Below are 20,325 nucleotides of genomic sequence, written 5' to 3' on the forward strand. Positions count from 1 at the left end.
GTTACATTCCGAACCCGGAAGCTAAGCCTCACAGCGCCGATGGTACTGCAGGGGGGACCCTGTGGGAGAGTAGGACACCGCCGAACAATTCTTGAAAAGGTCGGATCCTGAACTTCGGTTCGGGGTCCGGCCTTTTTCTGTTGTGCGTAACGTGTCGTTCACGTTGCGAGCCCAGCATCCCAGACATGGGAACTGCAGCAATGCTCAGGGCCGCCGGCGTAGGAGTCGGTGACGAGGTCGTCGTACCGGCCTTCGGGAACGTCGAGGTCGCGGAGGCCGTGACCCTGGCGGGCGCGCTCCCGGTGTTCGCGGACATAGATCCCGTGACCTACTGCCTCGACCCGGACGCGGTCGAGGTGGCCGTAACCGCACGTACGGCCGCGGTGGTTGTCGTCCACCGCTTCGGACGGCGGGCCGACATCGGTCGGTTGCACGCGCTCGGGCAGCGGCACGGACTGCTGGTGCTGGAGCAGGGCGAGTCGGAGGCGCCGTACGACGAGATAGCGCAGCGCAGGCAGCGGGCGGCTTATCTCGACGCCAAGTTGAAGGGCGTACGGACGCCGGACGGCGGGGACGGGCACACCTATCAGCAGTACGTTGTGCGGGTTCCGGGGAACGGCCGGCCGGACCGGGACGCTTTCGCGCGGGCCGTCCGGGCCAAGGGAGTCGAGTGCCGGGTGCCGGTGAAGACGCCCGTGCACCGGCTGCCGGAGTTCCGTCGGTGCGTGTCGTTGCCGCAGACCGAACTCGCCGCCGACGAGACGCTCGCGCTGCCCGTGGACGCCGGGCTCACCAAGCGGGAGATGCACCGCATAGTGTCCGCCTGCAACGCCCTGGGCGGTCTGCTTCAGCCCGCCTTCTGACCGGGCAGCGCACGAATTTGGGAACTCGGGCCTGCTCGGGGTACAGTTTCTTCGTCGCCGCGAGGGAAACCTCGAAAACGACAGGCCCCTATAGCTCAGTCGGCAGAGCGTCTCCATGGTAAGGAGAAGGTCAACGGTTCGATTCCGTTTGGGGGCTCCAGCAAAAAGGCCCCACCCTTCCGGGTGGGGCCTTTTCGTGTTTCCTCAGACCTCCTTGTGGATTCCCGGCACGCGCATCGCCAGAATGGCCATGTCGTCGGACGGGGCGTCGGAGGCGAAACGCTCGACCGCGCGCATGATGCGTGCCGCGACCGCGCCCGCCGTCAGACCCGTGCACGTCGTGAGGACGTCGGCGAGGCCGTCGTCACCCAGCATGCGCGAGCCCTCCCGGCGTTCGGTGACGCCGTCCGTGACGCAGAGCAGCACGTCACCCGGGTCGAGGGTGACCGTCTCCTCGTACAGCTCCAGGTCCTCGATGACGCCCAGCAGCGGCTGGGGTTCGGCCGCGGCCGTCACCGTGCCGTCCTGGCGCAGGCGCAGCGGGAGCGGGTGGCCGGCGCAGACCACCTTCAGCTCGGCGCTGCCGTCCTCCTGGGGGCGCATCTCGCCGTAGAGGAGGGTCAGGAAGCGGCTGCGGTCGCCCTCGTCGAGGATCGCGGAGTTCAGGCGCTCCAGCACGGCCGGGCCGGACAGGCCCTCGCGGGCCAGCAGGCGCAGGGCGTGCCGGGCCAGGCCGGTGACCGCCGCCGCGTTGGGGCCCGTACCGCAGACGTCGCCGATGGCGAAGCCGTACGCGTCGTCGCCGATGGGGAAGAGGTCGTAGAAGTCACCGCCGACCTCGTTGCCCTCGCCGGCCGCGCGGTAGATGACCTCGACCTCGACGCCGTCGATCTGCGGCAGGCCCGGTGGGAGCAGGCTGCGCTGGAGGGACTGGCTGATGGCCGTGCGTTCGGAGTACAGGCGGGCGTTGTCCAGGGCGAGGGCGGCCCGGCGGCTCAAGTCCTCGGCGAGTTCCAGGATTTCCTGGCGGAAGTGCTCGTCGGTCGGTTTGCCGAGGGTCAGCATGCCGATGACGCGGTTGCGGGCGACGAGCGGCAGGACGACCGTCTCCCCGCCGACCGCGGAGGCTGTCGCGAGCGTCGGGCCGATGCCGGAGGCGATCTGGTGCGTGGGGCCGCCGGCCAGGCCCAGGCTGCGCATGGAGGTGCGCAGGGCGGCCTGGTGGGCGACCTCGCCGGGGGCCGTCCACACGCGGGCGCCGGGCGTCGGCACCGGATCCGGCGGGGGGACCTTCGACAGCAGGGACTTGATGCCGTCGATGAGTTCCTCGTCCTCGTGCAGGACGTACGACAGGTACGGCTCGGAGGCCTGGTCGGCGATCGTGTAGACCGCGCACCAGGTGGCCAGCGTCGGGACCGTCATCTGCGCCATCAGGGCGAGGGTCTGGTCGCGGTCCAGGGTGCCGGCCAGCAGGTCGGAGGCCTCGACCAGGAAGCTCAGGGAGCCGCGGCGCAGCCGTTCCAGTTCGCCGAGGCGGGCCGACTCGACGGCGAGAGCGATGCGGTCGGCGGCGAACTGGAGGCGCAGCGCCTCCTCGTTGGTGTATCGGCCGGGTGCCTCCGCCGCGACGCCGAGGGAGCCGGTGAGGCGGCCCTCGACCTTGAGCGGGACGGTGACGACGGAGCGCATGCCGGTTCCGGCGAGCAGGGGTACGGCCCCGGGGACGGCGGCGAGGTCGTCGTGGACGGCGGGCATGCGGGCGGAGCCGTAGCGGCCGGGGCCCGCTTCGACGGGCACGCGCGCGAAGCGCTGCCGGGCGGAGGGCAGACCGGTGGAGGCGCGGACCTCCAGTTCCGTCTCGTCGTCGGTGGCGAGCAGGAGGAACGCGGAGTCGCCGTCGAGCATGTCGCGGGCGCGTTCCACCGTGCGCTGGAGGAGGCCGTCGAGGTCGTCCGGGGCGGGGGAGCCGATGAACACCTCGAAGGGGTCCGTGCTCTGCCCGTCGGCGGACGGGGCCGGGTCGGTGGCCGGGACGCGGGAGGGGGTCTGCAGGACGGCGCGCTCGTGGTCGCGGACTAGGAGGCAGACGGTGGAGGGTTCGCCGCCGGTGTCGCGGACCCGGAGGTGGGAGGCGTACACCTGGGCCACACGGCCGTCGGCGCCGCGGATGCCGTAGGTGCCCTCCCAGCGGGAGAGCTGGAGGGCCTCGGCGATGCCGGTGCCGGTGCCCGGGGTGTGCGGCCAGGCGGCCAGGTCGGTGAGGGGCTTGCCGATGACGTCGGACGCCGGGTAGCCGAACAGCTCCTCGGCGTCCTCGTTCCAGGCGCTGATGCCGCCCTTCCGGTCGACCTGGAGGACGGCGACGCGGACGCGGCCGTCGGCCAGCGGGAGGAGGTCGGGGGGCAGGGCCGGGCCGGCGGTGCGGGTGCCGACCGGGCGCTCGGGCAGGTTGAGCTGGAACCAGACGTTCTTGTGGGTGGGGGTGTAGTCCACGCCCCAGCGGGTGGCCAGGGCCGCGCAGAGCTGGAGGCCGCGGCCGCCTTCGCGGTCGGGGCTGCTCATGGCGACGGCGGAGCTCTGGAGGGGGACCTCGCGCTCCGGGTAGCGGTCGGAGACCTCGATGCGCACGCCGTCCTCGGTGCGCAGGCACAGCACCTCCGCGTGCGTGCCCGCGTGGACGACGGCGTTGGTCACCAGTTCGCTGGTGAGGACGACCGCGTCGTCGACGATGTCGGCGAACCCCCAGCCCTGGAGGGTGTCGCGGACGAAGGACCGGGCGGTCGCGACCGATCGTCCGACGGGCTCGAAACTGGCAGCCGCGCGCGCGGTGATCACAGAACTCCTCGGCCGGTTGTCGACATGCGGGGCTGCGTGGCCGGCCGGCTCGCTCCGCTGTTGCGGCATCAGCTCGCCCGTCGGCTGTGGCTCCGGGGGCTGCCCCCCGGGGATCAGTCCGGTGGTCATGGTGTCCGGCCGCCCCTCCGATGCCCGCTCGTACTCGTGCCACCGCCCAGACCGGTCAAACCGGTGCGGCTGGACAGCCGCATGCAAGGTTACTTACCTTCGCGGTCCTGGCGGATGCCGGTCGCCGGTGTTTACGCCCCCAGGGTGTGCGGACGATGTGCGAAGCTGCCGAACTGTTATGGCCTGGTTCGGCCGGGGTGAAACACTGGGCAGGCTTCTGACGAAGGTCGGGCCTGGCCGCGTGGGTTCCGTGCAGGGCGGGCAGCAGCTCCTGGTGTGGCCGGATCTCGTCTGGCAGGAATACGCAGCAGTAACCGGTACGCGGAAGTAACCGGTATGCCGATGACCGGCAGCCGGGCCGAAGCGGCCGAGCACAGCAGTGACGGTCTACCCCTCCGGGAGGGACACAGTGGAGTCTGGCGCGGCGACGCGAGGCACGAGGACGCGCGCGAAAGGCGAACCGTCCCTGGGCAGGAGCGGCGGCACCACCACGGTGGACACGGCTGCCCTGAACCGGCTGCTGGCGGCCCTCGTGTCGATGCGCGACGGGAACTTCCGCAAGCGGCTCACGGTCTCCGGTGACGGCGTGATGTCGGAGATCGCGGCCGTCTTCAACGAGGTGGCCGACCGGAATCTGCATCTGACCGGTGAGCTGTCGCGGGTGCGGCGCATGGTGGGGCGTGAGGGAAAACTCACGGAGCGGCTGGAGACGGGAGCCTGTGAGGGCTCGTGGGCGACGGCCATCGACAACTCCAACGCGCTGGTGGACGACCTGGTCCGGCCGGTCTCGGAGGTCAGCCGGGTGCTCACGGCGGTCGCCGAGGGTGATCTGTCGCCGCGGATGGAGCTGCGGACGCAGGCGCCGGACGGCGGTACGGGGCATCCGTTGCGGGGCGAGTTCCTGAAGGTCGGCCGGACCGTCAACAACCTGGTCGACCAGTTGTCGACGTTCACGGACGAGGTCACGCGCGTGGCCAGCGAGGTCGGCACCGAGGGCAAGCTCGGCGGCCAGGCCCGGGTGCGCGGTATGTCCGGTTCGTGGAAGGACCTGACCGAGTCCGTCAACACGATGGCGGACCGGCTGACCGCCCAGGTGCGGGACATCGCCCTGGTGACCACGGCGGTGGCCAAGGGCGACCTGTCCCGGAAGGTGACCGTCCATGTCGCCGGCGAGATGCTGGAGCTGAAGAACACCGTCAACACGATGGTGGACCAGCTCTCGGCGTTCTCCTCCGAGGTCACGCGGGTGGCCCGCGAGGTGGGCACGGAGGGCATCCTGGGCGGCCGGGCCCAGGTGCCCGAGGTGGCCGGCGTGTGGAAGGAGCTGACGGACTCCGTCAACACGATGGCGGGCAACCTGACCGCGCAGGTGCGGGGGATCTCCCAGGTGACGACCGCCGTGGCCAACGGTGATCTGTCGCAGAAGGTGACCGTCCCCGCGCGCGGGGAGGTCGCGCAGCTCGCCGAGACGATCAACCAGATGACCGAGACGCTGCGGATCTTCGCGGACGAGGTCACGCGGGTGGCGAACGAGGTCGGCGCGGAGGGGCGGCTCGGCGGGCAGGCGAACGTGCCGGGCGCGGCGGGTACGTGGAAGGACCTGACGGACTCCGTCAACACGGTGTTCCGGAACCTGACCACCCAGGTGCGGGACATCGCTGCGGTGACGACCGCGGTGGCCAGCGGTGATCTCTCGCAGAAGGTCACCGTGGACGTGGCCGGCGAGATGCTGGAGCTGAAGAACACCGTCAACGGGATGGTGGACCAGCTGTCGGCGTTCGGTGCCGAGGTGACGCGGGTCGCGCGGGAGATCGGTGTCGAGGGTGAGCTGGGCGGCCAGGCGCAGGTGCCGGGGGCGGCCGGTACGTGGAAGGACCTGACGGACTCCGTCAACACCGCGTTCCGCAACCTCACCGGGCAGGTGCGCAACATCGCCCAGGTGACCACGGCGGTGGCCAACGGCGACCTGTCGCAGAAGGTCACCGTGGACGTGTCCGGTGAGATGCTCCAGCTGAAGAACACCGTCAACACGATGGTGGACCAGCTGTCGAGCTTCGCCGACCAGGTCACGCGGATGGCCCGGGACGTGGGTACGGAGGGCCGGCTGGGCGGTCAGGCCCGGGTGGACGGCGTCTCCGGTACCTGGAAGGAGTTGACGGACTCCGTCAACTTCATGGCCGGCAACCTGACGTCCCAGGTGCGGCAGATCGCCCAGGTGACGACGGCCGTGGCGCGCGGTGACCTGTCGCAGAAGATCGACGTCGACGCGCGGGGCGAGATCCTTGAGCTGAAGAACACGATCAACACGATGGTCGATCAGCTGTCCGCCTTCGCCGACCAGGTGACCCGCGTCGCGCGGGACGTGGGTACGGAGGGCCGCCTGGGCGGGCAGGCGCAGGTGCCCGGTGTGGCCGGTGTGTGGCGGGACCTGACCGACTCCGTGAACGGCATGGCCGGCAACCTCACGGCCCAGGTGCGCAACATCGCGCAGGTCGCCACCGCCGTGGCGCGCGGTGACCTGTCCCAGAAGATCACCGTGGACGCGCGCGGGGAGATCCTGGAGCTGAAGAACACCCTGAACACGATGGTGGACCAGCTGTCGTCGTTCGCCCAGGAGGTCACGCGCGTGGCGCGTGAGGTGGGCACGGAGGGCATGCTCGGCGGTCAGGCAGAGGTGCAGGGAGTCTCCGGCACCTGGAAGGACCTCACGCAGTCCGTGAACTTCATGGCGAACAACCTGACGATCCAGGTGCGCAACATCGCCGAGGTGACGACGGCGGTCGCCAAGGGCGACCTGTCCAAGAAGATCACCGTTGACGCGAAGGGCGAGATCCTTGAGCTCGTCACGACGGTCAACACGATGGTGGACCAGCTGTCCAGCTTCGCCGAGCAGGTGACCAGGGTGGCCCGCGAGGTGGGCACCGAGGGCATCCTGGGCGGCCAGGCGCACGTACCGGGTGTCACGGGCATCTGGAAGGACCTCAGCAACAACGTCAACCTGATGGCCAACAACCTGACGATGCAGGTGCGGAACATCTCGCAGGTGGCCGCGGCCGTCGCCAACGGTGACCTGACGCGGCAGGTGACGATCGAGGCGCGCGGTGAGGTCGCGCAGCTCGCCGACACCATCAACACCATGGTGAAGACGCTGAGTTCGTTCGCCGACCAGGTCACCAAGGTGGCCCGCGAGGTGGGCACGGACGGCATCCTGGGCGGTCAGGCGCACGTGCCGGGTGTGGCCGGTACCTGGAAGGACCTCACCGAGTCCGTGAACCAGATGGCGTCCAACCTGACCGGTCAGGTACGCAACATCGCCATGGTGACCACGGCCATCGCCAAGGGTGACCTGACGAAGAAGATCGACATTGACGCCCGCGGCGAGATCCTCGAACTCAAGACGACGATCAACACGATGGTCGACCAGCTGTCCAGCTTCGCCGAGGAGGTCACCCGGGTGGCCCGTGAGGTGGGTACGGAAGGGCAGCTGGGCGGTCAGGCACGCGTGCGTGACGTCGACGGCACCTGGCGGGACCTCACCGAGTCCGTGAACGAGATGGCCGGGAACCTGACCCGGCAGGTGCGGGCCATCGCGCGCGTGGCGACCGCGGTGACCCGCGGCGACCTGAACCTGAAGATCGACGTGGACGCGTCCGGCGAGATCCAGGAGCTCCAGGACTACATCAACAAGATGATCGCCAACCTGCGTGACACCACGATCGCCAACAAGGAGCAGGACTGGCTCAAGGGCAACCTGGCCCGGATCTCGGCCCTCATGCAGGGCCGCCGGGACCTGGAGGACGTCGCCTCGCTGATCATGAGTGAGCTGACGCCGGTGGTGTCCGCGCAGCACGGCGCGTTCTTCGTGGCGATGCCGCTCATGGAGGGCAAGGGCGTCGGAAACGGCGAGGACGACTACGAGCTGCGGATGCTCGGCTCGTACGGCTACTCGATGGGCTCCATGCCGACGTCGTTCCGGCCCGGTGAGGCGCTGGTCGGCACGGCCGCGCAGGAGAAGCGCACGATCCTGGTGTCGGACGCGCCGAGCGGCTACCTGAAGATCTCCTCGGGGCTCGGCGAGGCGCCGCCCGCGCAGGTCATCGTGTTGCCGGTGCTGTTCGAGGGCAAGGTGCTCGGTGTGATCGAGCTGGCGTCCTTCACGCCGTTCACGCAGATCCAGAAGGACTTCCTCAACCAGATCGCCGAGATGATCGCGACCAGCGTCAACACCATCTCGGTCAACACCAAGACCGAACAGCTGCTCAAGCAGTCGCAGGAGCTGACCGAGCAGCTGCGGGAGCGGTCGGCCGAGCTGGAGAACCGGCAGAAGGCGCTCCAGGCCTCGAATGCCGAACTGGAGGAGAAGGCCGAGCTGCTGGCCCGGCAGAACCGGGACATCGAGGTGAAGAACACCGAGATCGAGGAGGCCCGGCAGGTCCTGGAGGAGCGTGCCGAGCAGCTCGCGGTCTCGATGCGCTACAAGAGCGAGTTCCTCGCCAACATGTCGCACGAGCTGCGCACCCCGCTCAACTCGCTGCTGATCCTGGCGAAGCTGCTCGCCGACAACGCCGAGGGCAACCTCTCGCCCAAGCAGGTGGAGTTCGCCGAGACCATCCACGGCGCCGGTTCCGATCTGCTCCAGCTGATCAACGACATCCTGGACCTGTCGAAGGTCGAGGCGGGCAAGATGGACGTCTCCCCGACGCGGATCGCGCTCGTCCAGCTGGTGGACTACGTGGAGGCCACCTTCCGGCCGCTGACCGCGGAGAAGGGCCTGGACCTGTCCGTCCGGGTCTCCCCGGAGCTGCCGGCGACCCTGCACACCGATGAGCAGCGGCTGCTCCAGGTGCTGCGCAACCTGCTGTCCAACGCGGTGAAGTTCACCGACTCCGGGTCGGTGGAGCTGGTGATCCGGCCCGCGGGCGCGAGCGTGCCGCAGTCCATCCGGGAACAGTTGCTGGAGGCCGGTTCGCTGCGCGATCCGGACGGCGAGCTGATCGCGTTCTCGGTGACGGACACCGGTATCGGCATCGCGGCCAGCAAGATGCGGGTGATCTTCGAGGCGTTCAAGCAGGCGGACGGCACCACCAGCCGCAAGTACGGCGGCACCGGCCTCGGCCTGTCGATCTCGCGGGAGATCGCGCAGCTGCTCGGCGGTGAGATCCACGCGCAGAGCGAACCGGGCCGTGGCTCGACGTTCACGCTCTACCTGCCGCTGCACCCGAGCGAACTGCCGCCGCAGGGCTACCAGCAGTCCCTGCCCGCGCTGGAGGCCGGCGATCTGGTCGCCTCCGAGGCGCACCTGTCCTCGGAGCTGTCCGCGGTGGAGATCGAGACGCCGGCCGAGGTGAAGTCGTACCAGGAGACGCAGAACGGCGCGGCCGCGCTCTTCAGGCGCCGGCGGCGGAGCCGGCCGGAGGACGGGCAGCGGCACGAGCAGTGGACGGCGGTGCCGGAGCAGGAGCGCGCGCCGCAGCAGGGCCGCGCGGTGCGGTTCGGCGGCGAGAAGGTGCTGATCGTCGACGACGACATCCGCAACGTGTTCGCGCTGACCAGCGTCCTGGAGCAGCACGGCCTGTCGGTGCTGTACGCGGAGAACGGCCGCGAGGGCATCGAGGTGCTGGAGCAGCACGACGACGTGGCGGTCGTCCTGATGGACATCATGATGCCGGAGATGGACGGCTACGCGACGACCACGGCGATCCGCAGGATGCCGCAGTTCGCGGGGCTGCCGATCATCGCGCTCACCGCCAAGGCGATGAAGGGCGACCGGGAGAAGGCGATCGAGTCGGGCGCCTCCGACTATGTCACCAAGCCGGTCGATCCTGATCACCTGCTGTCGGTGATGCGTCAGTGGATGACCGCGGAGTGACCGAGGGGTGGCCATGGTGAGCGGATCGGACGGGTGTGCGGTGAACGCCGGGGGAACCTTCGGCGGGCGCGGGGAGTTGCTGCATGATGAAGGCCGGGTACGCGGCGGAATCCCGGATTCCGGGAACCGTCCGGGGTCTCGCCGCGTTTCCGTTGTGTGCACAGTGACATCGCGGTGACAGGGTGTGGCGACGGGCGGGGTGCGGCTACGATGACCGGCACAAGGACGGGCGGCGAAAGGGAGTCGTCCCCTGGGGCGGCGCCCGGTGTACCGCCGGGGCGAGGAGGGCGGGCCATGGTGCAGAAGGCCAAGATCCTCCTGGTCGATGACCGGCCGGAGAATCTGCTGGCGCTGGAGGCCATCCTCTCTGCGCTCGATCAGACGCTGGTGCGGGCATCGAGCGGGGAGGAAGCGCTCAAAGCACTGCTCACGGACGATTTCGCGGTCATTCTGCTGGACGTCCAGATGCCGGGCATGGACGGGTTCGAGACCGCCGCGCACATCAAGCGGCGGGAGCGCACCCGGGACATCCCGATCATCTTCCTCACGGCGATCAACCACGGCCCGCACCACACCTTCCGGGGCTACGCGGCGGGCGCGGTGGACTACATCAGCAAGCCGTTCGACCCGTGGGTGCTGCGCGCGAAGGTCTCGGTCTTCGTCGAGCTGTACATGAAGAACTGCCAGCTGCGGGAGCAGGCGGCACTGCTGCGGCTCCAGTTGGAGGGCGGCGCCAAGGGCGGAGCCGCCGGCAAGGAGCCGGCCGGGCTCCTCGCCGAGCTGTCCGCGCGGCTCGCGGCCGTCGAGGAGCAGGCGGAGGCGCTGTCCAAGCAGCTGGACGACGACTCCGCGGACGCGGCCGCGGTGGCCACGGCGGCCCATCTGGAGCGCAAGCTCACCGGGTTGCGCCGTGCGCTCGACGCCCTGGAGCCGGGCGCGGGCGGCGCCGGTGCCTCGGTGCCCTCGCAGAACTGACGTACAGGCGGAACTGACGTACACCGGGACCGGGTCGCGGATGAGTGTGCGTCAGTTCCAAGCCCCGTCAGGCACGACACGAACGGGTGAAGCTGTGGGCACACGTGTCCGCTGTCGTCTCCCCCGGTAACCTCACACCATGGCCTCACGTCCCTCCGCAGCCAAGAAGCAGCCCGCCAAGAAGGCGGCGGCTCCCGCGAAGGCTCCGGCGAAGAAGGCCGCCCCGAAGAAAGCCCCGGCCAAGAAGGCGCCCGCCAGGAAGGCCCCGGCGAAGAAGGCCGCGCCCGCGAGGCCGGCACCCAGCGCGACCGGGGGGCTGTACCGGCTCGTGCGCGCCCTCTGGCTCGGCCTGGCGCACGCCGTCGGCGCCGTCTTCCGCGGCATAGGGCAGGGCGCGAAGAACCTCGACCCGGCCCACCGCAAGGACGGCGTCGCGCTGCTGCTGCTCGGCGTCGCCCTGATCGTCGCCGCCGGCACCTGGGCGGACCTGCGCGGCCCCGTCGGCGACCTCGTCGAGATCCTGGTCACCGGCGCCTTCGGCCGGCTCGACCTGCTGGTGCCGATACTGCTCGCGGTGATCGCCGTACGGTTCATCCGGCACCCGGAACAGCCGGAGGCCAACGGGCGGATCGTGATCGGCCTGTCCGCGCTCGTCGTCGGCGTCCTCGGCCAGGTCCACATCGCCTGCGGCTCGCCCGCGCGCAGCGACGGCATGCAGGGCATAAGGGACGCCGGCGGCCTCATCGGCTGGGCGGCGGCCACTCCGCTGACGTACACCATGACCGAGGTGCTCGCCGTACCGCTGCTGGTGCTGCTGACCGTCTTCGGGCTGCTCGTGGTGACCGCCACCCCGGTCAACGCCGTCCCGCAGCGGCTGCGGACGCTCGGCGTGCACCTGGGCCTGCTGCGCGACCCGGAGGAGGACCGGTTCGTGGAGGAGTACTACGACGAGCAGTGGCGCGAGGCGACGCCCGCGCGCCCCCGCCGACGCTCCGCCGCCCCGCGGGCGTACGACCCCGACAGCGCCGAGGAAGAGGCCCTCTCGCAGCGCCGCGGGCGCCCCAGGCGCTCGGCGGTGCCCCAGCCGGACCCGCAGCGGCAGATGGACGCCGTGGACGTCGCGGCGGCGGCCGCCGCCGCGCTCGACGGCGCCGTCCTGCACGGCATGCCGCCGTCCCCGCTCGTCGCCGACCTCACCCAGGGGGTGAGCGCGGGCGAACGCGAGGACACCACCCCGGTGCCCGCGCCTGCGCCCGCCGACGAGCCGGCCCCCACTCCCGCCCCCAAGCCGGTCCCGGCGGCCCGCCCCAAGCAGGAGAAGCTGACGTCCGGATCCGTCCCGGACCTGACGAAGAAGGCCCCGGAGGTGCCCCGCGAGCTGCCCGCGCGCGCGGAGCAGCTCCAGCTGTCCGGCGACATCACCTACGCGCTGCCCTCCCTGGACCTGCTCCAGCGCGGCGGCCCCGGCAAGGCCCGCAGCGCGGCCAACGACGCCGTCGTCGCCTCGCTCACCCAGGTCTTCACCGAGTTCAAGGTCGACGCGCGCGTCACCGGCTTCACCCGCGGTCCGACGGTCACCCGCTACGAGGTCGAGCTGGGCCCCGCCGTGAAGGTCGAGCGGATCACCGCGCTGACCAAGAACATCGCCTACGCGGTGGCCAGCCCGGACGTGCGGATCATCAGCCCGATCCCCGGCAAGTCCGCGGTCGGCATCGAGATCCCGAACACCGACCGGGAGATGGTCAACCTCGGCGACGTGCTGCGTCTGGCGGAGTCGGCGGAGGACGACGACCCGATGCTGGTCGCCTTCGGCAAGGACGTCGAGGGCGGGTACGTCATGCACTCGCTGGCGAAGATGCCGCACATGCTGGTCGCCGGCGCCACCGGCTCCGGCAAGTCGTCCTGCATCAACTGCCTGATCACCTCGGTCATGATGCGGGCGACCCCGGAGGACGTCCGGATGATCCTGGTCGACCCCAAGCGCGTGGAGCTGACCGCCTACGAGGGCATCCCGCACCTGATCACCCCGATCATCACCAACCCCAAGCGGGCCGCCGAGGCCCTCCAGTGGGTGGTCCGCGAGATGGACCTCAGGTACGACGACCTGGCCGCCTACGGATACCGGCACATCGACGACTTCAACCGGGCGGTGCGCGAGGGCCGGGCCAAGCCGCCCGAGGGCAGCGAGCGCGAGCTGCAGCCGTACCCGTACCTGCTGGTGATCGTGGACGAGCTGGCCGACCTCATGATGGTCGCGCCGCGGGACGTGGAGGACGCGATCGTGCGCATCACACAGCTCGCGCGCGCGGCCGGCATCCACCTGGTGCTCGCCACCCAGCGCCCGTCGGTCGACGTGGTCACCGGTCTGATCAAGGCCAACGTGCCCTCCCGGCTGGCCTTCGCCACCTCCTCGCTCGCCGACTCCCGGGTCATCCTCGACCAGCCCGGCGCCGAGAAGCTGATCGGCAAGGGCGACGGCCTGTTCCTGCCGATGGGCGCGAACAAGCCCACGCGCATGCAGGGCGCGTTCGTGACGGAGGAGGAGGTCGCGGCCGTCGTCCGGCACTGCAAGGAGCAGATGGCGCCGGTCTTCCGGGACGACGTCACCGTGGGCACCAAGCAGAAGAAGGAGATCGACGAGGACATCGGCGACGACCTCGACCTGCTGTGCCAGGCGGCCGAGCTGGTCGTCTCCACCCAGTTCGGCTCGACGTCCATGCTCCAGCGCAAGCTGCGCGTCGGCTTCGCCAAGGCCGGACGGCTCATGGACCTCATGGAGTCCCGCAACATCGTGGGGCCGAGCGAGGGCTCCAAGGCACGTGACGTTCTCGTGAAGCCCGACGAGCTGGACGGCGTGCTCGCCGTGATCCGCGGGGAGTCGGACGGGTGAGGCGCGAAGGGCCGTTCGGCGGACGTGGGTTACGCCGGGTGGCGGGGCCGCCGCCGTGACCCACCCGTTAGCGAGCGGCGGGCAACCGTTTCCCTTTGTCGTACGTCCAGTTGAGCGAAAGGACAGGTAGGCGTCCCAGCATGGGGTACCAGCCTGTCAAACCATCGGATTGTCCGGCCATTCCGATGGCGCACAAATGTCCTACCGTCCGGTTGTCCCACCCTTTCGTACCCCCCCTAGACTGAGCTTCCAGCACAGGTGGCTACACGCTCGAAAGGCGCCCCCGTGTCCATCGGCAACTCCCCTGAAGACGAGCGTCCGTTCCGAGACGAGTCCCAGGAAGCCCGACCCTCCGTGGGCCGCGCGCTGCAGCAGGCGCGGATCGCGGCCGGGCTCACCGTGGACGACGTCAGCAGTGCCACTCGTGTCCGTATCGCCATCGTGCGCGCCATCGAGGCGGACGACTTCGCGCCCTGTGGCGGCGATGTCTACGCCCGTGGGCACATCCGCACGCTGGCCAAGGCCGTCCACCTCGATCCCGAGCCGCTGATCGCCCAGTACGACGCCGAGCACGGCGGCCGGCCCGCGCCCACCCCCGCCGCACCCCTGTTCGAGGCGGAGCGGATCCGGCCCGAGCGGCGCGGCCCGAACTGGACCGCCGCGATGGTCGCCGCGATCGTCGTCGTGATCGGGTTCGTCGGGTTCACCGCGTTCAAGGGCGGCGGAGCCTCCGGTGACGCGAAGTCGCAGGTCGCCGAGGGTCAGACCAGTACGCCCGGCAAGTCCGCCTCGCCGACGCCGAAGAAGGAGGAGAAGCCCGTCGCACCGACCGGCGAGCCCTCCGACAGCGCCATCGCCGCCGCGCCCCAGGACAAGGTCACCGTCCAGGTCAGCGCGCCCAACGGACGCAGCTGGATCTCGGCCAAGGACCACAACGGCCGGATGCTCTACGACGGGCTGCTGAAGAAGGGCGAGTCCAAGACCTTCCAGGACAGCTCCAAGATCAACCTGATCCTCGGCGACGCCGGGGCGATCGAGCTGTACGTCAACGGCAAGAAGATCGAGGACACCTTCCGGCCCGGCGCGGTGGAGCGCCTCACCTACACGAAGGGCGACCCGGTCGCGGGCTGACGACGGGCCCGCGGGACGGACGTGTGACGGAGTCGGCCGCGATCGGCCAACCCCGTCGACGTGGGCCGTCAGTGAGACAAAGTAGTCTTGAGCCCATGCCTGAACGCCGTACCGTCGCACTCGTCACTCTCGGCTGCGCTCGTAACGAGGTGGATTCCGAGGAGCTCGCAGGCCGTTTGGAGGCGGACGGCTGGCAGCTCGTCGAGGACGCCGCGGACGCCGACGTCGCCGTGGTCAACACCTGTGGCTTCGTGGAGGCCGCCAAGAAGGACTCCGTCGACGCGCTGCTGGAGGCCAATGACCTCAAGAGCCATGGCAGAACCCAGGCCGTCGTGGCGGTGGGCTGCATGGCCGAGCGGTACGGCAAGGAACTGGCCGAGGCGCTGCCCGAGGCCGACGGTGTCCTCGGCTTCGACGACTACACGAACATCTCCGACCGCCTGCAGACCATCCTGTCCGGCGGCATCCACGCCGCCCACACCCCCCGCGACCGGCGCAAGCTGCTGCCGATCAGCCCCGCAGAGCGCCAGCAGTCGGCAGCGTCCGTCGCACTGCCCGGGCACGGCCCGGCCGACCTCCCGGAGGGCGTCGCGCCCGCCTCGGGCCCCCGTGCGCCGCTGCGCCGCCGTCTCGACGGCTCCCCGGTCGCCTCGGTCAAGCTCGCCTCGGGCTGCGACCGGCGCTGCTCCTTCTGCGCCATCCCCTCCTTCCGCGGCTCCTTCATCTCCCGCCGCCCCAGCGACGTCCTGAACGAGACCCGCTGGCTGGCCGAGCAGGGCGTGAAGGAGATCATGCTGGTCTCCGAGAACAACACCTCCTACGGCAAGGACCTCGGCGACATCCGCCTGCTGGAGTCCCTGCTGCCGGAGCTGGCCGAGGTCGACGGCATCGAGCGGGTCCGGGTGAGCTACCTCCAGCCGGCCGAGATGCGCCCCGGACTCATCGACGTCCTGACCTCCACGCCGAAGGTCGCCCCGTACTTCGACCTGTCCTTCCAGCACTCCGCGCCCGACGTGCTGCGCGCCATGCGCCGCTTCGGCGACACCGACCGCTTCCTGGAACTGCTCGACACCATCCGGAGCAAGGCCCCCGAGGCCGGTGTGCGTTCCAACTTCATCGTCGGCTTCCCCGGCGAGTCCGAGTCCGACCTCGCCGAACTGGAGCGCTTCCTGAACGGCGCCCGGCTGGACGCCATCGGTGTCTTCGGCTACTCGGACGAGGAGGGCACGGAAGCGGCGACGTACGACAACAAGCTGGACGAGGACGTCGTCGCCGAGCGCCTGGCCCACATCTCCCGGCTCGCCGAGGAACTCGTCTCGCAGCGCGCCGAGGAACGCGTCGGCGAGACCGTCCAGGTCCTGGTGGAGTCCGTGGACGAGGAGGAGGGCGTCCACGGCCGCGGCGCGCACCAGGCGCCGGAGACCGACGGCCAGGTGCTCCTCACGAGCGGCGCGGGTCTGAGCGTCGGACGTATGGTCGAGGCGAAGGTGGTCGGTACCGAAGGTGTCGACCTGGTGGCCGAGCCGCTGACCGGCTCGCTCGCGTGTAGTGAGGAGGCGGGCAGATGACCGGAGTCCCGGCATCCGCCGCGGGCGGCTCCTCCGGCGCGCAGGGCGCCCGGAGTTCCGCCGCCGCTGCCGACGGCGGAACTCCGTCCGAGGTCTCCGGTTCTGCTTCGGGTCCGGCCACGGCTCCCGAGGGCGGCAAGTCGCCGCGCGGCGCGAAGATCGCGGCCGCGGCCGTCAACCAGGCGAGCGTCTGGAACGTCGCCAATCTGCTGACGATGCTCCGGCTGGTCCTGGTGCCCGGCTTCGTGGCACTGATGCTCGCCGACGGCGGCTACGACCCGGCCTGGCGCTCCCTGGCCTGGGCGGCCTTCGCCATCGCCATGATCACCGACCTGTTCGACGGGCATCTGGCGCGCACCTACAACCTGGTCACCGACTTCGGGAAGATCGCCGACCCCATCGCCGACAAGGCGATCATGGGTGCGGCGCTCATCTGTCTGTCCGCCCTCGGTGATCTGCCGTGGTGGGTGACGGGCGTCATCCTCGGCCGGGAACTCGGCATCACCCTGCTGCGTTTTCTGGTCATTCGCTACGGTGTGATCCCCGCCAGCCGGGGCGGCAAGCTGAAGACGCTCACCCAGGGCGTGGCCGTCGGCATGTACGTCCTGGCCCTGACCGGGTGGCTCGCCAGCCTGCGCTTCTGGGTGATGGCCGCGGCGGTCGTCCTCACCGTCGTCACGGGCCTCGACTACATAAGACAAGCCATTGTGCTGCGCCGGCGGGGAATCGCCGAGCGCGCGGCAGCGTTGGAGGAGAAGGAAGCGTGAGTTCCCGGGCCACCGAACTGGTGCGACTACTGACCGTGAGGGGAGAGACCCTTGCCGTCGCGGAGTCGCTGACCGGTGGCCTGGTGGCGGCGGAGATCACCGGGGTACCCGGCGCGTCCCGGGTGTTCCGGGGTTCGATCACCGCGTACGCAACCGAACTGAAGCATGAGCTGCTGGGTGTCGACGCCACCCTGCTGGCCCAGTGCGGAGCGGTGGATCCGCAGGTCGCGGGCCAGATGGCAGCCGGAGTCCGCAAGGCACTGGGCGCCGACTGGGGCATCGCGACCACCGGGGTCGCCGGGCCCGATCCGCAGGACGGCAAGCCCGTCGGGACGGTCTTCGTGGCCGTCGACGGGCCCCTCACCGCGCGGCCCGGTTCTGCCGGTGGCGGAAAAGTCGAGGGTCTGCGGTTGAACGGCAGCCGTGCGGAAATTCGTATGGAGAGTGTACGGAGCGTACTCGCAGTGCTCCTGGAGCAGCTTGCGGGCGAACAGACTGGGAATGAGCGGGCACAGGATACGGAACGGAACGGGGGGTTTTGATGTTTGCAGCCCTGAGTGAACACGACATCGCTCCCCGCACGGCCGCGGCGCAAGGCGGTACGGTGGGGCGAGAAGGATGCGGCTACGCGGTCCGAGGAGGGAGCCACCGATGATTCTGCTCCGTCGCCTGCTGGGTGACGTGCTGCGTCGGCAGCGCCAACGCCAGGGCCGTACTCTGCGCGAAGTCTCCTCGTCCGCCCGAGTCTCACTCGGCTATCTCTCCGAGGTGGAGCGGGGGCAGAAGGAGGCTTCCTCCGAACTGCTCGCCGCCATCTGCGACGCGCTGGACGTACGGATGTCGGAACTCATGCGAGAGGTGAGCGACGAGCTGGCGCTCGCCGAACTGGCCCAGTCCGCCCGGGCCACCGAGCCCGTGCCCACGCCGGTCCGGCCGATGCTGGGTTCCGTGTCGGTGACCGGCGTGCCACCGGAACGGGTGACCATCAAGGCGCCCGCGGAAGCGGTGGACGTCGTCGCCGCGTGAGGTTCGCGGACGCGGTCTGACGCTCCGGGACGAGTGACGATCCGCTACCGGTGAAGCGACACGGACACGGGTGGTGTAACCGGGATGCGGGCGGAGCGACCCGGGTGCGGGTCGAGCGGTCCGATACGGCTTGAGCCCCGGCCGGCTTCTCCAGGGAGACCTGGGAAGCCGGTCGGGGCATTTTCGCGCTCTATGCCCGATGTGCGCCCGTTTGCCGGTGTTGCGGGCTGCGGTCATCGTGGGAGGGACGTGACGGCGCCCGAACCACCGGAGGAAGCGGATGTACGTCGTGAAGAGCCCGTTGGCCGACGGAGACCTGAAGACCGTGTCCGAGGCGCTCCAGAGCGCCCTCGTCGATCTCGTGGACCTCTCGCTGGTCGCCAAGCAGATCCACTGGAACGTCGTCGGCCCGCGCTTCCGCTCCGTCCACCTCCAGCTGGACGAGGTGGTCGACTCCGCCCGCACCCATATGGACGCGGTGGCCGAGCGTGCCTCGGCGCTGGGCATACCGCCCGACGGACGCGTCGGCACGGTGGCCTCCGGCAGCGGCATCAAGACCACCCCGGCCGGGTGGATCAAGGACGCGGACGCGGTCGGGACGATGGTGGACGCGCTGGGCTCGGTGATCAGCCGGATGCGGGAGCGGGTGGAGGCGACCGCGCAGCCCGACCCGGTGTCCCAGGACATGTTCATCGGGATCACCGCGGACCTGGAGAAGCACCACTGGATGTTCCAGGCGGAGAACGCGTAAGCGGTGCGGCCGGGGGCGGAGCCCTGCGGGGAAGCCTGTCGGGGCCTTTGCGGGAGCCCGGCGGGGCCTTGCGTGGAAGTCCGGCGGGGCCTTGTGGGGAAGCCCGTCGGGGCCTTCGGAGCCGGCCGTGCGCGGAAGCCGTCGGAGCCGGCCCTATGGGGAAGCCCGTCGGAGCCCTGTACGGAAAGCCCGTCGGAGCCTGCCCCGCACGGACGCCTTCGGCACCCTTCAGGGAAGCCCGCCGTGAACGCCGGACGGGCTGCTTGCGCCTCCCGGCGCTGCATCTGTGAGCCCTCGGTGCGCCTCCCGCGCGGTCGGGGCGGCGGTCTAGCGTCCGGCTGGAGGTGATGGCGGGCATGGCGGGACGGACAGTGCGCTGGGGACTGGCGCTCGGCCTGGGAGCGATGTGGTGGTGGGCCGTGCTCCGGCTCGCCGTGGGAGAGGGCTCGGGCGTGCTGGAAGGAGCCGTCGCCGCCGGCGGTTGGGGGCTGAGCCTGCTGCCGGTGCACTGTGTGCCCAAGGGGCGCGCGACCGGCGCCGTGCACCCGGGGCGCTGGGTGGCCGCCTGGCGGGCGGGGGACGTCACCAAGGCATCGCCACGCTCCCGTTCGGGCGAAGTATCCGACCCGTCATGAACGCCGGACGGTCGGGCGGTCGGTCAGCCGGTGCGGCGCGGGTACTTGTCGCGCCAGCGTTGGGGCGTGCCCGGGGCGGGCGCCGGGCCTCTCTGGCAGGTGGGGCACCAGTAGGTGGGGCGTTCCTGGGAGCCGTCGCCTTGGTCGGCCACCCGCACGGAGGTGTGGCAGCGCAGGCACGGGCGGGGTGCGCGGCCGTAGACGAACAGGTCGTACCGGTGCAGACCGGTGGTCTGCCGGACCGGGCGGTCGCGGTTGGTCTCCAGCAGTCTCTTGGCCAGCGCGGGCAGCTGCCGGGCGAGGTCCGCGGGGAGCGCCCCGGCCGGCAGCCAGGGGGTCACGCCGAGGAGGAAGCACAGCTCGCTCTTGTAGACGTTGCCGATGCCGGCCAGGTTGCGCTGGTCCAGCAGGGCCTCGCCGAGCTCGCGGGCCGGGTCCGAGAGGACGTTGGCCAGGGCGCGCTCGGGGTCCCAGTCGGGGCCGAGGAGGTCGGGGCCGAGGTGGCCGACGACCCGTTCCTCCTCGGTCGTGCGCAGCAGCTCCAGGACCTGTAGCCGGTAGCCGACGGCCGTACGGTCGGCGGTGCCGAGAACCGCCCGGATCTGGTACGCCGGTCCTCCCCGCCAGCGCTCACCCGTGCCGTACACCTTCCACGCGCCCTCCATGCGCAGGTGGGTGTGCAGGGTGAGGCCGCCTTCGAACCGGGTGAGGATGTGCTTGCCGCGCGGGATGGTGTTCAGCACCCCGCGGCCGGACAGGTCGACCGTCGCGTACTTCGGCACGCGGAAGTCGCTGCGGGTCAGCGCCTTGCCCGCGAGGGCCTCATGCAGCCGCCGCGCAGCCTGCCAGACCGTGTCACCTTCGGGCATGGGTCAAGGGTGCCATG

At 70.4% G+C, this 20,325-nt stretch carries 13 protein-coding genes, 1 tRNA gene and 1 rRNA gene; 13 read left to right on the top strand and 2 right to left on the bottom strand.

The window, feature by feature from the left end; translation table 11 throughout:
- The 3 genes from rrf to ACH4LD_RS41195 form a co-directional block, all read left to right on the top strand.
- Nucleotides 1-86, top strand: a 5S ribosomal RNA gene (gene rrf, locus ACH4LD_RS41185); the annotation flags it as partial.
- A gap of 114 nt (nt 87-200) precedes the next feature.
- A complete protein-coding gene (locus ACH4LD_RS41190; protein ID WP_398059358.1) occupies nt 201-863 on the top strand; it encodes a DegT/DnrJ/EryC1/StrS family aminotransferase in 663 nt (220 codons plus the stop codon).
- Nucleotides 864-947: 84 nt separating this feature from the next.
- Nucleotides 948-1,023 (top strand) — tRNA-Thr (locus ACH4LD_RS41195).
- A 44-nt stretch (nt 1,024-1,067) separates the two neighbouring features.
- Here the strand turns inward: ACH4LD_RS41195 and ACH4LD_RS41200 are convergent.
- Nucleotides 1,068-3,827 carry a SpoIIE family protein phosphatase gene (locus tag ACH4LD_RS41200; protein WP_398059352.1) on the bottom strand — a complete coding sequence of 920 codons (2,760 nt, stop codon included), beginning with the start codon at nt 3,825-3,827 and terminating at the stop codon, nt 1,068-1,070.
- A gap of 409 nt (nt 3,828-4,236) precedes the next feature.
- On the opposite strand from ACH4LD_RS41200, the gene ACH4LD_RS41205 reads away from it, so the two are divergent.
- The 10 genes from ACH4LD_RS41205 to ACH4LD_RS41250 all read left to right on the top strand — a co-directional run bounded on the left by ACH4LD_RS41205 (nt 4,237) and on the right by ACH4LD_RS41250 (nt 19,439).
- On the top strand, nt 4,237-9,696 hold the full coding sequence (locus ACH4LD_RS41205) for a HAMP domain-containing protein (RefSeq protein WP_398059350.1): 5,460 nt from the start codon (nt 4,237-4,239) through the stop codon (nt 9,694-9,696).
- A 294-nt stretch (nt 9,697-9,990) separates the two neighbouring features.
- Nucleotides 9,991-10,671 (top strand): two-component system response regulator, encoded by a 681-nt coding sequence (locus tag ACH4LD_RS41210; RefSeq protein WP_189814158.1) that lies wholly within the window; start codon nt 9,991-9,993, stop codon nt 10,669-10,671.
- Between the two features lie 139 nt (nt 10,672-10,810).
- Entirely contained in the window at nt 10,811-13,561 is a 2,751-nt protein-coding gene (locus tag ACH4LD_RS41215) for a DNA translocase FtsK (RefSeq protein ID WP_398059348.1), read from the top strand.
- A 285-nt stretch (nt 13,562-13,846) separates the two neighbouring features.
- Nucleotides 13,847-14,692, top strand: a complete 846-nt coding sequence (locus tag ACH4LD_RS41220; protein ID WP_398059346.1) for a helix-turn-helix domain-containing protein — start codon at nt 13,847-13,849, stop codon at nt 14,690-14,692.
- A gap of 95 nt (nt 14,693-14,787) precedes the next feature.
- Complete coding sequence (gene rimO / locus ACH4LD_RS41225) at nt 14,788-16,260, top strand: 30S ribosomal protein S12 methylthiotransferase RimO (RefSeq protein WP_103817566.1); 1,473 nt, start codon at nt 14,788-14,790, stop codon at nt 16,258-16,260.
- The gene (gene pgsA, locus ACH4LD_RS41230) at nt 16,257-17,027 is read left to right on the top strand and encodes a CDP-diacylglycerol--glycerol-3-phosphate 3-phosphatidyltransferase (RefSeq protein WP_398059344.1); all 771 of its coding nucleotides are present in this window, start codon (nt 16,257-16,259) and stop codon (nt 17,025-17,027) included. The genes rimO and pgsA overlap by 4 nt, the downstream gene beginning before the upstream one ends.
- Complete coding sequence (locus ACH4LD_RS41235) at nt 17,024-17,569, top strand: CinA family protein (RefSeq protein WP_398059342.1); 546 nt, start codon at nt 17,024-17,026, stop codon at nt 17,567-17,569. The genes pgsA and ACH4LD_RS41235 overlap by 4 nt, the downstream gene beginning before the upstream one ends.
- A gap of 109 nt (nt 17,570-17,678) precedes the next feature.
- A complete protein-coding gene (locus tag ACH4LD_RS41240; protein ID WP_014675397.1) occupies nt 17,679-18,053 on the top strand; it encodes a helix-turn-helix domain-containing protein in 375 nt (124 codons plus the stop codon).
- Nucleotides 18,054-18,333: 280 nt separating this feature from the next.
- Nucleotides 18,334-18,804, top strand: coding sequence for a Dps family protein (locus ACH4LD_RS41245; RefSeq protein ID WP_398059340.1), 471 nt, complete (start codon nt 18,334-18,336; stop codon nt 18,802-18,804).
- Between the two features lie 356 nt (nt 18,805-19,160).
- Complete coding sequence (locus tag ACH4LD_RS41250) at nt 19,161-19,439, top strand: hypothetical protein (protein ID WP_398059338.1); 279 nt, start codon at nt 19,161-19,163, stop codon at nt 19,437-19,439.
- Between the two features lie 23 nt (nt 19,440-19,462).
- Here ACH4LD_RS41250 and ACH4LD_RS41255 read toward each other — a convergent pair whose 3' ends face one another.
- Nucleotides 19,463-20,308, bottom strand: a complete 846-nt coding sequence (locus tag ACH4LD_RS41255; protein WP_398059336.1) for a DNA-formamidopyrimidine glycosylase family protein — start codon at nt 20,306-20,308, stop codon at nt 19,463-19,465.
- Nucleotides 20,309-20,325: the final 17 nt, after the last annotated feature.

The sequence above is a fragment of the Streptomyces sp. NPDC017676 genome (assembly GCF_044329325.1).
In the GTDB taxonomy this organism is placed as follows: domain Bacteria; phylum Actinomycetota; class Actinomycetes; order Streptomycetales; family Streptomycetaceae; genus Streptomyces.